Annotated in this window: 8 protein-coding genes and 1 pseudogene; 7 read left to right on the top strand and 2 right to left on the bottom strand. The window is 43.7% G+C overall.

Annotated features, from left to right (window positions below; all coding sequences use genetic code 11):
* The first annotated feature begins 10 nt into the window (after positions 1-10).
* A complete protein-coding gene (locus ACGHVY_RS22180; protein ID WP_390601613.1) occupies positions 11-718 on the top strand; it encodes a ComF family protein in 708 nt (235 codons plus the stop codon).
* Positions 719-781: 63 nt separating this feature from the next.
* Positions 782-1,216 (top strand): DUF6078 family protein, encoded by a 435-nt coding sequence (locus ACGHVY_RS22175; protein ID WP_286150483.1) that lies wholly within the window; start codon positions 782-784, stop codon positions 1,214-1,216.
* Between the two features lie 126 nt (positions 1,217-1,342).
* Here the strand turns inward: ACGHVY_RS22175 and ACGHVY_RS22170 are convergent.
* Together ACGHVY_RS22170 and ACGHVY_RS22165 are read right to left on the bottom strand one after the other, a co-directional pair.
* Positions 1,343-1,453 (bottom strand): annotated as a pseudogene (locus tag ACGHVY_RS22170) (AAA family ATPase); the annotation flags it as partial.
* 118 nt (positions 1,454-1,571) lie between these two features.
* The gene (locus ACGHVY_RS22165) at positions 1,572-3,251 is read right to left on the bottom strand and encodes a sodium:solute symporter family protein (protein WP_390601610.1); all 1,680 of its coding nucleotides are present in this window, start codon (positions 3,249-3,251) and stop codon (positions 1,572-1,574) included.
* 211 nt (positions 3,252-3,462) lie between these two features.
* On the opposite strand from ACGHVY_RS22165, the gene ACGHVY_RS22160 reads away from it, so the two are divergent.
* From ACGHVY_RS22160 to ACGHVY_RS22140, 5 genes are all read left to right on the top strand, one after another.
* Positions 3,463-4,500, top strand: a complete 1,038-nt coding sequence (locus ACGHVY_RS22160; protein ID WP_172503598.1) for a LacI family DNA-binding transcriptional regulator — start codon at positions 3,463-3,465, stop codon at positions 4,498-4,500.
* A 298-nt stretch (positions 4,501-4,798) separates the two neighbouring features.
* On the top strand, positions 4,799-7,993 hold the full coding sequence (locus ACGHVY_RS22155; protein WP_390601608.1) for a SusC/RagA family TonB-linked outer membrane protein: 3,195 nt from the start codon (positions 4,799-4,801) through the stop codon (positions 7,991-7,993).
* Between the two features lie 24 nt (positions 7,994-8,017).
* The gene (locus ACGHVY_RS22150) at positions 8,018-9,625 is read left to right on the top strand and encodes a RagB/SusD family nutrient uptake outer membrane protein (protein ID WP_390601606.1); all 1,608 of its coding nucleotides are present in this window, start codon (positions 8,018-8,020) and stop codon (positions 9,623-9,625) included.
* A 31-nt stretch (positions 9,626-9,656) separates the two neighbouring features.
* Positions 9,657-11,360 carry a DUF5017 domain-containing protein gene (locus tag ACGHVY_RS22145; protein WP_390601604.1) on the top strand — a complete coding sequence of 568 codons (1,704 nt, stop codon included), beginning with the start codon at positions 9,657-9,659 and terminating at the stop codon, positions 11,358-11,360.
* An 18-nt stretch (positions 11,361-11,378) separates the two neighbouring features.
* Positions 11,379-13,991: a glycerophosphoryl diester phosphodiesterase gene (locus tag ACGHVY_RS22140; protein ID WP_390601602.1), complete on the top strand. Its 2,613-nt coding sequence runs from the start codon at positions 11,379-11,381 to the stop codon at positions 13,989-13,991.
* The last annotated feature ends 2 nt before the right edge of the window (positions 13,992-13,993 follow it).

The following is a 13,993-nucleotide window of genomic DNA, read 5'->3' as shown; positions in this document are numbered from 1 at the left end:
TACTATTATTATGAAACACACACTCCTTATAAAAGACTGGCTTGGTTCATTCTTGTCCTTGTTTTTTCCCCGTTATTGCATTGTTTGTGGCAGAACGTTGGCGAAAGGTGAAGAATGTCTTTGCACAATGTGTAATATCAATCTTCCACGTACAGATTATCATCTTAGAAAAGACAATCCGGTAGAAAAAATGTTTTGGGGAAAGATTCCTTTGGAGCGGGCTACCTCTTTCTTCTTTTACCGAAAAGGAAGTGACTTCCGGCAAATTCTTCACCAGCTTAAATACGGTGGACAAAAAGGCATCGGAGCAATCATGGGGCGCTATATGGCAGCCGAATTGCTGGAATCCGGTTTCTTTGAAGGAGTTGACGTAATACTTCCCGTGCCGTTACACAAAAAGAAACAACAGATTCGTGGTTATAATCAAAGCGAATGGATAGCCCGGGGAATTGCTGCCGTGACAGGAATTTCTATTGATACGGAATCGGTGGTGCGCCGGAAGAATACGGAAACACAAACACGTAAATCTTTTTTAGAGCGTTGGGAGAATGTGGAAGGCATCTTCGAGTTAAATCATGCGGAGTCTCTGGTCGGAAAGCACATATTGATTGTAGATGATGTTTTGACTACCGGGGCTACCACTGTGGAATGTGCGTCTTGCCTGACAGATATAGAAGGAATACGGATTAGTATATTGACGCTGGCGATGGCGGAATAAAAACTGTATTGTCAAAATAGAGATAAAAAAGTATTTTAATAGGTTTAAAAAAACAATGTATTTATGAATAAAAAGATTGGTTACAATGATGTTCCTAAGAGTTTTTTATATTGCAATCATGATAAATGTCCTCGTCGTGGCAAATGTCTTCGTTATCAGGTCGCACTCGATATTTCACAAAAACTTCCTTACTATACGACAGTCAATCCGCAACACATAGCTGGAAATGAGAATAATTGTGACTTTTTTAAATTAAACGAAATCACACGCTTTGCCGCCGGAATGAGCCATTTGCTGGATGACATTCCACACGCTACGGCCATTGCCATACATAAAGAAATATATTCATTGATGGGACGCAGCATGTATTATCGTATCCTTAATAAGGAACGGCTGTTGCATCCGGTTGAACAGGAGCAGATAGCCGCTATTTTCCGCAAGCACGGAATTAAGTCAAAGCCTGTATTTGATGATTATATAGACAAATATGATTGGTAGATTAGTGAGGGAAATACTCATAGTGATGAGAATTAATTCTCATCACTATGGGAATATTTTCTCATAGCGATGAGTATTTTTTCTCATCGTGGTGAGAAACTTTTCTCAATACTATGAGAAAAGTTTGAGAATTTTTCCAAAACGTCGGGGGCTCAGAAAATAAGTTGTATTGGTATTCGCCAATTTATAAACTAAAGGCGTTTTATCCACATATACGTAATTGTCATTGCGCAGCAGTTCGAAATTCTATATTCCTATCGGGTATCTTCTGAAATTCATATCCATGATGTACGGCTGTTTTGTAAATGAAATATAGACAAAGATAAGCATTAAATGAGAATCTCGATATATCAGCCTATATTTTCTTTTCTTGCCTTTTTGGATTCCTTGTCATCAGTAACCCGAGCAGGGCAAAAACGACGCCTGTTGTGATGATAAGTCTCTGTCCGTTATCCGCCATGCCGCCCAATATCGCAATACCGGCTCCGGAAGCGAAAATACCATAACCGATCACCCGTTTGCTGAAATTATTTCCCGCTTTCTCTGCCGATTCATTTTCTTCGATTTCTTTTAATTTCCGGGCATTGTTTTCTTTATTCCAGACCAAGTAAGATTGATACTTTTCAGACTCCTTGTTCTTTACCTTATAATATATCTCAAAGATTGCCAGGCATACAATCGGGAAAGTAACCCCGAGAATCATCTCCTCGGCACGATTGAGGGAGAAGCCCATCAGCGGAGTGATGAATTTGAATAAACCATTGACAACCAGGCTCAATAAAGTAGTGGTGATATTCGAAGCCGAAGTCTGCCTTTTGGAAAATAGCGTCCAGATGATGGGCAGATATAAAGGAACACCTGTCAATGCCGCCAAGCTGATAACCACATTTACAACTCCCCCCATTTTAGGAATAAGCATAGCTATCAGTATACTGAGTGCTCCGAAAAGAATCGTCGAGATTCTTGCAACATACATCAGAGTACGGTCGGAACTTTTCGGTCTTAGATTTTTGAATATATCATTGGTGATGACTCCCGAAGCAATATTCAGTTTTGAGTTCAGCGCACTGGTAGTTGCGAAAATCATACCGCCGATCATTAATCCCAAAAGTCCGTTCGGAAGAACTTCCTTGCACATCATCAGGTATGCCCCTTCTGCGTCAAGCAATGAGAGAGAAGGATCATATACCCTGTAAACCATTGGCGGGAGCATCCATAACACCGGGCTGATGATGTATAAAGCGCCGAACAGATAACCTACTTTCCTGGAGTCTTTTTGTGTCTTGACACAGGTATAGCGCTGCACGTATGCCCAGTTGCCGCCCAGGAATATTGTGTTGTAGACACCGAAGGCTATCAGGAAGCCAAAAGTATATTCATCGTTCAGAAGATTATAGAATGTGTCGGGCACCTGCTCTATCAAGGCGGTCACTCCATTGATTTTGTCGAAAGATAAAGGAACTACGATAATAACTGCCGCTGTCAGGATGACGAACTGAAGTACGTCTGTGGAGATAACAGCCCATAATCCACCTGCGGACACATACAAAATACATAGTCCGCCTAATAGTAAAATGCAGGTATTTAAAGGCAGTCCGGTGGAAACTTCTAATATTTTAGCGACCGGGTAGAGGAAAGAGGCCGTAAGAAACACAGAGATAGACAAGAACAGGTAAGTGTATATCTTCTGTGTCGACTTTCCTAATCTTTTGTGTATGTATTCTGCTGCCGTGAGCGTTCCCGTTTTATGCCATTTGGGGGCAATAAGCATTCCGACAATGAGACCGGCGACAGCCATTGTCCATTGGATGGTAATTGAAACCCAGCCCATGGAGTAAGCTATGGAACCCCATACGACGAATGTGCCGGCAGAGAAAAATCCCATAAACAGGGACAGTCCGCTCATGTACCACGGCATGGTTCCGTTGGCGGCGAAAAAAGATTGCATGCTTTTACCTTTTCTGGAGAAAGCCAGTCCGACGAGGACAACTCCAAGGGAAAATAGTACGATAGTAATGATGTCAAGAGTAGTCATATCAAATGATTTAGTTAACAAAACAGGCTTGAAAAACCTCAAAGCCGACGGCAAATATATTTTCGATTCTACAGATAAACAAGCAATTCGGAATATAAATCATCGGGAACGTTACCGCAAACGTTCCCGAAATTAAACTCTTGGAGTTTTAACATCTCAATCACGGGAATTTGATTATATTCGGGCAATTTTTAAGAAAGGGGATTAGACTATGAGTAAATTAAGAGTGACTATCAAGGATTTAGCCAAGGAGCTGAAGATTTCGACTTCTACTGTTTCCAGAGCTTTGTGTGATAAATGGGATGTCAACCCGGAAACGCGCAAAGCGGTTCTGGAGCTTGCGGAAAAGTGGAATTATAAGCCGAATCCGATTTCGTTGAGTCTGAAACAGAGCCAGTCTATGTTTATCGGAGTGATTGTACCTGAATTTGTCAATTCCTTCTTTTCCGAGGTAATTATGGGCATTCAGAGTGTGCTCAATCCTGAAGGATATCATGTGTTGATTATGCAGTCTAATGAGTCGCATGAGAATGAATTGCGGAATATGCAGGCGTTGGAAGCGCAGATGGTGGATGGCTTTCTGATTTCGGTTACCCAGGAATCAGAAAACATCAGTTACTTCTCTGATTTGATTCGGAATCATTTCCCCGTGGTTTTCTTCAATCGGATTTGTGCGGAATTGAATGCTCCCTATGTGGTTATTGATGATTATAAGTGGGCTTTTTCTGCGGTCGAGCATTTGATACGGCAAGGATGCACGCGGATCGTCCATTTGGCGGGTTCTGAAGATTTGCTCATTGCGCAGAAACGTAAGAGCGGCTATATGGATGCCTTGCGAAAGTATGGATTGCCGGTTGACGAGGCTTTGATTATCGATTGTGGAATAATGATGGAAAAAGGGATAATGGCTGCCCACCAGATTCTTGAAATGGAAAAATTGCCGGATGGAATCTTTGCAGTGAATGATCCGGTGGCGATAGGGGCGATGAAAACTCTTCAAAAAAACAGGATTAGAATCCCGGAGGATATAGCAGTAGTCGGTTTCTCCGAATCAAAGGAGGCATTTATTGTGGAACCTAACTTGACTAGTGTGGAGCAGCCGACTTTTGAAATGGGGAGGAATGCAGCACAGTTGTTATTGGAGCAGATCAAGCATAATATCAATAATGACGATAAAATGCCCTCGAAATCAATCATCCTGGATGCAAAACTGAATATCAGGGAATCGTCTCTTAGAAAGACGAGTTGAAACTTTGACCTTCTCGGAAGGTATAATTTGCGGGACATAGCCTTTTTCTATATAAAAGAGGTGTGTCCCGTTTTTCTTTTTCCTGCTTATGAAAAAAAATAAAAGTGCACTTCCCTTTGTTTATGGGCTTTCTGGAGAATCCTGCAGGAATGATTATGCTTTTTTCTTTAAAATTATTTGGAGTTTAATAAATAATCACTATGTTTGCAAAGTCTAGCAGACCAGAGTAGACCAGTTGCTAGCGTTGAAAACTTAGATATTCCATTTAAATTGTTAACGAGAAATTAAGTATTGCACCATGAAGAACGCAGTTATTTCAAAAGCGAAGTGGTACATTAGATGCTGTAGTCTTGTGTATTTATCTATTTCCTTTTCTTCTGTAGTATATTCGGCAGAAGATGTTTCAAAAATAAACAGTGTGGAGGTTGCCCAACAGGCAAAAACGCGAACGGTAGTTGGCTCGGTGATTGATTTTGAAACAGGAGAACCAATTATCGGGGCTTCTATAGCAGTCGCCGGGAAAAGTGTGGGTACTATCAGTGACTTGGATGGGAACTTTTCTATCCGGGTGGATGGCGATAACATAAATCTGGAGGTTTCTTTTATCGGATATGAGAAGCAGACGGTGACGGTAGCGGATGGAAAGAAACTGACTGTTCGCTTGCGTGCCGTTTCTGAATTACTGGAGGAAGTGGTAATTACTGCATATGGTTCCGGACCTCGTAAGGATTTGACAGGGGCTATAGCAAAGGCGAATGTGCAAGATATGCGTAAAGCGCCGGTTTTTAACTTTGAAGAAAGTCTTGCAGGGCGTGTAGCGGGTGTACAGGTAACTTCGTCCGACGGGCAGCCGGGCAGTGATTTGCAGATTGTCATTCGCGGTAATAACTCGGTAACTCAGGATAATTCTCCCTTGTATGTAGTGGATGGCTTTCCGCTGGAAATGGCGGTGGGAAATATGCTGAATCCCGAAGAAATAGAGTCTATTGAAATCTTGAAAGACGCGTCGGCAACGGCTATCTATGGTGCAAGAGGTGCGAACGGGGTAATTCTGGTGACTACAAAGAAAGGAAAGGTTAGTTCGCCTACCGTGACATACAGTGGCTGGGTAGGTGTACAGCAAATTATCAAGCAGCAGGAAATGCTTGATCCTTATGAGTTTGTACGCTATCAGTTGGAAGCGGACTACAATGTTTACAGTAAGCGTTATTTGGCGGGTGAAAGGACATTGGAAGATTATCGCAACATCGAAGGTATCAACTGGCAGGATAAGGTGTATAGGGATGCTTTGGTGCATAGCCACAATTTAGCTGTCCGGGGTGGTACCGAAAAGACGAGATACTCTGTTTCAGGGTCATTGGTAGATCAACAAGGTATTATGCTGAATAGCGGTTACAAAAAATATCAGGGGCGTTTCGTGCTCGATCAGACTATTAATAAGAAGATTAAAGTAGGTATTAATGCCAACTATACGTATTCGAAGAAATATGGTACTATTGTATCCGAATCACAGACCAGTCCTACGGCGAGCTTGATGTATACCCTGTGGGGGTATCGCCCGGTGGCGGGAGTCAATGACGGTGACTTGCTGAACGATTTGTTTGACGAAGCAGTTGACTCGATGACCGACCTTCGTATTAATCCTCTGAAAGCTGCGGAGAATGAGTATAATCCGCTGTTCACTTACAATTTCATCGGCAACGCTTACTTTGAATATAAGATTTTAAAAAATCTGACCCTGAAGATTACCGGTGGATATAACAAGATACACCAGCGGAAAGAAGTCTTCTACAACTCTAACTCGCGGGGCGGGAACGCTTACACCAACAATAAGGTGAACGGTTGGATCACCAACACGGAGCGGACTAGTTTACTGAATGAAAATACCTTGACATATGATGTCCCTTTAAAAAAAGGCCATCGTCTAAAAGTGTTGGGTGGTTTTACAGTGCAGGATAATAGTACGTTTATTGATGAAATCAGAGCAATCAATGTCCCTAATGAGGCATTGGGAATTGCCGGACTGGATGAGGGCGAACTGACATCCGCCACTATCAGCAAGACAGCCAACGGTTTGGTTTCTTATTTGGGAAGAGCAGACTATAATTATAAGTCCAAATATCTGCTGACCGTTTCATTCCGTGCCGATGGTTCGTCGAAATTCCCGAAAGATAACCGTTGGGCTTATTTCCCGTCTGCTTCTGCCGCGTGGGGATTTGGTGAAGAGAAATTCATAAAAAATATCAAATGGATCAGCAGCGGTAAGCTGAGAGCCGGTATCGGTACAACGGGGAATAACCGCGTGACGGATTATGCAGCATTGACAGCCTTGCAGATAACAGCAGATTCCGGATATAGCACAGGCAACACGCCGGGTAAAGGGGTAGTGCCGAAAACACTGGGAAATCCCAAACTGAAATGGGAGACTACCGTGCAGACCAACATCGGATTGGATATGTCATTCCTGGATAGCCGGATTTCGTTCACGGCAGATTATTACTATAAGAAAACGAAAGATTTGCTGTTGAATGCTACGTTGGCACCGAGCATGGGGTTCTTGTCCGCCTATCGGAATGTAGGATCGGTTTCCAACTCAGGACTTGAGTTTACTATTGACACTAAAAACATACAGACGAAGGAATTTTCCTGGACTTCCAGCTTCAATATCTCGTTCAACCGCAACAAGGTGTTGTCACTGAATGATGACGAGCCGAGCCTGGCAAGCCGTGTGAACTGGGGTAACTTCAACAACGCTTATCCGTATATCGCCATTCCGGGACATCCGATCGCCATGTTCTACGGGCATATTTTTGACGGAGTTTACCAATATACCGATTTCGATAAGGTAGGAGAATCGTATATATTGAAAGACGGTGTCCCCAATAATGGAAATGCACGTGAGAAGATTCAGCCGGGAGATATCAAGTTCAAGGATATCAATCGCGATGGGGTGGTGAACGACTATGACCTGACTATTATCGGCAACCCGAACCCGAAACATATCGGTGGTTTCGGCAATAACTTCCAGTACAAGAACTTCGACCTGAATGTATTCTTCCAATGGAGCTACGGAGGCGATGTGCTGAATGCTAACCGCATTGAGTTTGAAGGTGGCGACCCGAATGCCCGTACTTCACTGAATATGTTTGCTTCTTTTGCCAACCGCTGGACTCCCGAGAACCAGACGAACGAACTCTACCGGATAGGTGGACAGGGGCCGGCTGTTTATTCATCGCGTACCATTGAAGACGGTTCTTTCCTGCGCCTGAAAACGGTTGCTTTAGGATACAGGCTGCCGAACGCATGGCTGAAAAAGATAAATATCAAGTCGTTGAGAGTATATGCTTCTGCGCAGAACCTGATTACCTGGACCAAATATTCCGGACCGGATCCGGAGGTTTCCACCCGTCCCACGGCACTGACGCCTTCTTTCGACTGGTCTCCTTATCCAAGGCCGAGAACTATCACTTTAGGAGTTGACATTTCTTTTTAAACCTTTAAAATCAAAACGTTATATATGAAGCATACTATATTGTTATGGATGACCGTATGTCTGTTGGCAACTTCCTGCTCGAACATACTGGATAAAGAACCGGACTTCGTTTCTCCTGATTATTATTACAATACGGAAAGCGAACTGTTGCAGGCGTTGAACGGAGTGTATAATCGTCTGATTGACACAAACGGAAGAATGTACAGTAAGGGACTTTTCAGCTTCTTTGTGCTGAGCGATGAGTCTTTTTATACCAATAATTTTAACAACACTAATATCCGTGCGGGTGCAATGGATGTCGCTGATTTGGATGTCGGACGTTTTTGGGAAGTGCTGTATGAAGGAGTGAACAGAGCCAATCTTCTGCTATATAGCGTTGAGGACAAAGAATTGAGTACGGATGTGATGAAAGCTGCCAAGGGAGAGGCTCTCTTCCTGAGAGGATATTACTATTATCTGCTGACCACTTTCTTTGGTGAAGTGCCGTTGAAACTTACTCCGACAATGTCTGCCAATGATAACTATCTGGCGAAATCGCCACTGGCGGATATTTACAAACAGATTGTAAAGGATATGCAGGAAGCGGAAAAACTGGTATTGGATATTGATGCGCTTGGCCATAATGAGCGAATCTCCAAAACGGGAGTTCAAGCTATCCTGGCAAGGGTGTTCCTGAAAATGGCGGGTGAGCCGTTGAAAGATGAGGCACGCTATGAAGATGCTTTGGAGTATGCCAACAAGGTGATTGCTTCGACAAAGCATGAGCTGAATTCGGATTATGCGCAAATCTTTATCAATCATTCGCAAGATATCAATGATAACAAAGAGTGTATTTGGGAAGTGGGTATGTATGGCAATAAAATCGGTACGGTCGATTTGGCAGGTTCCGTAGGAGTGGAGAATGGCATCTTGTGCCGTGACGAATCAATTGGTTACTCCGGTGGTGCGATGAAGGCTTCTAAAAGACTCTACGACTCGTATGGGGAAGGTGACTTGCGCAGGGACTGGAATGCTGCTCCTTATTATTATAATGTAGTGGAAGAAACAAAGGTCAATGAAGAGACCCAGGAGGTAGAAGTGGTTCAGGTTACTAAAAAAGTAATGTTCTCGGCTACTCAGATATATAATCGTAATCCGGGAAAATGGAGAAGAGAGTACGAGACAGGACAGAAAGCCCGGCTCTTCAACTCCACCAACTTTCCTGTTATCCGTTACAGTGATGTCCTGCTGATGAAAGCTGAGGCGGAGAATGAGGTCAACGGCCCAACCGATGAGGCGTATGACGCAATCAATCAGGTGAGAAGAAGAGCCTATGGGAAACCGGTTCATACCGCCGATGCAACGGTGGATCTCCCGGCGGATTTGGCTAAGACGGATTTTTTGGAAGAAGTGAAGAAAGAACGGTTCAGAGAACTTTGCTTTGAAGGTATGCGCAAACTCGACCTGCTTCGTTGGGGAGAATATGTAGCTACAATGAAGGCTTTTGGAACGGAAATTTCAACGACTGCTCCGTCAGAATTTAAATATGCGAGCAGGGTAGGAGAGAATACGACAGACCGTAACGTGCTCTTCCCGATTCCGAATACAGAGATTACCGTAAACAAGCTGATGACTCAGAACGAGGGGTGGTAATTGATTTTTATCCTTTTTAAAATAATCGAACATGAAAAATATAATAAGATATTGCGGTTTGTTACTTGTGGGGCTGGTTTCCTGCGTGGAAGATGAGGCTCCAAGTGTGGAACTGAAGGTGGCGCTGGATAAACAAGTCTACCAGGTGGGCGAACCTGTGACTTTCAAACTGAACGGAAATCCGGATAATATAGTGTTCTATTCGGGAGAGGTCGGGCATAACTATGCTTATAAAGAGAGATATCACGCAGATGGTGACCTGTTGGTCAATTTTAACTCCTGGGTGCGTTACGGAGATATTTATCATAACTTGAAATTCTTGGTATCTTCTGATTTCAGTGGAGTCTATGACAAGGAGAATGTGGAAGCAGCTACATGGATTGATTTATCCGATAAGTTCCGCTTCTCGGTAGGAGATGATCAGACTCCTTCCGGAGAGGTGAATTTGAAAGAGTATGTCGGTGCGGCCGAGGATGCCAAGTTGTTTGTTGCATTCCGTTATGAGGATGAAGAAAAGGCACAACAGAATAATTGGATTATCCGTTCCATCACACTTGATTGTGTTTCTGCTGAAGGTGTGCGAAGTAACTTGGCTACGATGCCTACTATGGGTTGGAAAGTCGTTGATTTTGAGAATACGGCTGTGACATGGAATACTTCTTCTACCAGCCAAATACAGATAAATGGAGGAAATAACCAGCCGAAGAATGTGGACTGGATTATTTCGCAGGCTTTTGATGCCCGGAAAACCACTCCCGATACGGGGGTTGCGTTGAAGAATATCAGTACGACGATGGATGAGTATAAGTATATATATACTAAACCGGGAATCTATGAGGTTGTATTTGAAACGACATCCGACTGGTACAATGGCAGTGATCATGGATTGACAAGACTGACTGTGGAGGTGCGAGGTACGGTGGAAGAAGAGATTCCCGCTTCGTTGAGCGTTTTGCCGGATAAGGTGGAATGTAAGGCGGGAGAGCCTGTAATGTTTAGTCTGACGGGTAATAATGCCAACAATGTAGTTTTCTATTCCGGAGAAAGCGGACATAACTTTGACTTCAGGGAGAGATTCTATGCGGATAATGATATGGTGGTGAATTTTTCGACTTGGGTGCGTTATGGTGAGATCTATCAGAATCTGCAGTTTCTGGTATCTAATGATTTTAATGGTATTTATGATGAAGAAAGTGTGGAGGCTGCCGATTGGGTTGATTTGTCTGAGAAGTTTACATTCTCGTCAGGAGTGGATCGCACTCCTTCCGGAGAAGTTAGTTTGAAAGAGTATGCAGGTGATGACCCGAACGCTCAACTTTATGTGGCTTTCCGATACAGGGATACTGAAAAGCCTAGGCAGAATAATTGGATCGTTAGAGCAATAACCCTTGATTTGATTTCTCCTGAAGGCGTAAGGAATAGTTTGGCGGCGATGTCTACAATGGGGTGGAAAGCTGTCGATTTTAAAAATCCCGCTGTAACATGGAATTTAGTTTCTTCCAGTCAGATATTGATTGACGGAGGGGCAAACCAACCGGAAAATGATGATTGGGCTATATCGAAAGCTTTTAATCTCAGAAAAGGTACTCCTGATAAAGGAGTCTCTCTAAATAGTGTCACTTCCAGAGATTACGTACATACTTACAATACTCCCGGCATTTATAAAGCTGTATTCGACTGGTATGACGGAAGTAATTACTCGCAAGTGAAATTAAATATTGAAGTAAAAGAATAACTGATAAAAATGAAAGGGATGCCAAAGAATTTCATTAACTATTTTTCTATAGGTGTAGCACTAAGCTTGTCTGTCGCTTTACCGGCCCAGGAACTGTCGGTAGTGCGATTGGCTAACGACCAACTTGAACTCGGGTGGAAAAAGGATGCCGACGGATATACTTTGGAAACGCTGAAAGTGAAGGGATCCGACGGATGGAACTCTATGGAAACTGCCAACTATCAGCATAACGTTTTATACGCTACGTCCAAACCCGGAATCACATCGCAGAAACTATATGACAATACGGGAAAAGAGATTCTTTTCCCGGCTCCACAGTATCGCTACATTATCCCTTCATGGCAGCAGAATACCAATGCTGTTGCCTTGAATAAGGCAGGGGAGAATCTGGTTTTTCACCCTTCCTCTGTAAAACGTATTTCCGATACGGAGCTCTGTTTCCGGTACGAAGATGAAACGATGCGCATTACAGAAAAGTGGTGTCTGGATCCGGTTCATCAGAATGATATTAAAGTTGACTTCATCTTGTATCCCAAGAGGGACGGCTATTATTCTTTGGCAACTCCTTCGCTGGTTTCAATAGATAAATATAATTTTCAGTGGGCTACTGTTCCTGGAATATTTCAGGGGAATGCCATAAACACGGATTTTGTGCAAGCGTATGGTTATGGTCAGGGAATCCCCGATGTACCGGTGGTGGCAAGAGAACGCACCGCTTCTACATTGTCCGCATTGATAACGGACAAAAAGGGCGTGACCGTTGCCGTCACAGCCGAACCGGGTACGGGCAGGGATCCTTGGCCGAAGGATAAAAAGTTGCATGCGGAATGGCAACTCGGATTGTCGGTCATGAACCGGGAAGGAGAGTTCTCCCCTACGCTTTATCATCCTGTGTTGGGAGAGAAGAACTCATCGGTTCATGTAGGGGACAGTCTCTCTTTCTCTTTCCGTTATACCATCCGGAAAGCGGATTGGTATGCCGTACTGAAACATGCGATTAATGATATTTATCGTTTCACTGATTTTCTAAAGTTGAAACAGACCAAGTATTCATTGACACAGAGGCTTTACGATATGCACGCATACCTTACTAATGACAGTACTTCCAAATGGCACAACCACGTATATAAGGGAGTGACGATTGGAGCACAGGATTATCTGGGTGGTGTGTATGATTCGGAAAAAGACGCCATGAAAAACTCCGATTACGGGGCTATGTGGATGCTGGCAAAGTTGACGGATGATCCTCGTCTGACACGGAAGAGACTGCCGAATGCGTTGAATTTTAAACTGATGCAACAACATGCGGAGAAAGATTTCCTATATGGCTCTTCTGCCGGACAGTATTATTTGTATAAGAGTAAACGGTTCACCGAAGAGTGGGGACCTTATACGGAACCCATTGCTACTACTTATTACATGTTGATGGACATGGGCAATATCCTGCTTTTCGAACCACAGCAAAAGGAACTGAAACAGCACGTCAGACTGGCTGCCGACCGTTTGTTGGAATGGATGAAACCTAACGGACAATGGGAAGTGGCTTATGAGAACAAAACATTGGAACCCATCTTTACCGATATTGCGGACTTGCGGCCTACGTTTTATGGACTGTTGATTGCTTACGAGATATTGAAAGATAAGAAGTATCTGCAAGCTGCCATACAAGGAGCGGACTGGTATGTGGAGAACGCTGTAAGGAAAGGACATTTCCTGGGTGTTTGCGGTGACACACGTTTCGTGCCGGATTTTGCGACAGCACAAAGTGTACAGGCTTTGTTGGAACTGTATAATGTGACAAAAGACAAGAAGTATAAAGAAGCGGCTATATCGGCGGCTAAGATTTATACGGCATCGGTTTATACGCATCCTATTCCGACAGAAACGGTGAAACAGGTAAAAGGGATAGCCCGGAAAGACTGGGAAATCAGTCAGGTGGGATTGAGTTTCGAGCATGGTGGGGTGGCCGGTTCAGCCAATCACCGCGGACCGATATTATTAGCCAGCCATGCCGGAATGTTCGTACGGATGTATGGGCTGACAAAGGACTCGTTATTCCTGAATATGGCACGTGCCGCAGCCATAGGAAGAGATGCATTTGTGGATTTGAAAACGGGAGTCGCTTCTTACTATTGGGATTCGATGAATAATGGGGCGGGACCTTATCCTCATCATGCCTGGTGGCAGGTGGGATGGATTACCGACTATTTATTGTCTGAAATATCCTTGCGCTCAAATGGCAAGATAACTTATCCGGGTGGATTCATCACTCCGAAAGTGGGGCCTCACCAGACTTATGGCTTTGCGCCCGGCATCGTATTCGGTACGAAAGCCGATTTGATAATGCGTCCGGGGTTATTCAAACTGGATAATCCTTACGTGGAATATATGAGTGCTGTGAACGGGAAGGAGAAGACCGTTTTCCTGATCTTGCTGAACAATGATGATGAAAAGCAGTCCTCTTTGATTGAAATGGATGCGGAATGTCTGTTCCCCGGAAAAAAGATCCGTGTGCAAGACGTATCTTGCCTGGATAATCAAGGCCGTTCCACACCTTTGGATGGCGTGGAAAACTGGAACGTAACGACTGATGCGTATGGCTTGACAGTTCTAAAGATTAAATATAAATAGGA

Origin of the sequence: Bacteroides sp. f07 (genome assembly GCF_042854785.1) — a bacterium.
Lineage (GTDB): Bacteria > Bacteroidota > Bacteroidia > Bacteroidales > Bacteroidaceae > Bacteroides.
The sequence above is the reverse complement of the archived record's forward strand: the minus strand, read 5'-3'. Positions and strand labels throughout refer to the sequence as shown.

Coding starts and splice junctions, on each gene's coding strand:
- ACGHVY_RS22165 (WP_390601610.1), bottom strand. CDS start 3,251: ATGACTACTCTTGACATCATTACTATCGTACTATTTTCCCTTGGAGTT.
- ACGHVY_RS22140 (WP_390601602.1), top strand. CDS start 11,379: ATGCCAAAGAATTTCATTAACTATTTTTCTATAGGTGTAGCACTAAGC.
- ACGHVY_RS22155 (WP_390601608.1), top strand. CDS start 4,799: ATGAAGAACGCAGTTATTTCAAAAGCGAAGTGGTACATTAGATGCTGT.
- ACGHVY_RS22145 (WP_390601604.1), top strand. CDS start 9,657: ATGAAAAATATAATAAGATATTGCGGTTTGTTACTTGTGGGGCTGGTT.
- ACGHVY_RS22160 (WP_172503598.1), top strand. CDS start 3,463: ATGAGTAAATTAAGAGTGACTATCAAGGATTTAGCCAAGGAGCTGAAG.
- ACGHVY_RS22175 (WP_286150483.1), top strand. CDS start 782: ATGAATAAAAAGATTGGTTACAATGATGTTCCTAAGAGTTTTTTATAT.
- ACGHVY_RS22180 (WP_390601613.1), top strand. CDS start 11: ATGAAACACACACTCCTTATAAAAGACTGGCTTGGTTCATTCTTGTCC.
- ACGHVY_RS22150 (WP_390601606.1), top strand. CDS start 8,018: ATGAAGCATACTATATTGTTATGGATGACCGTATGTCTGTTGGCAACT.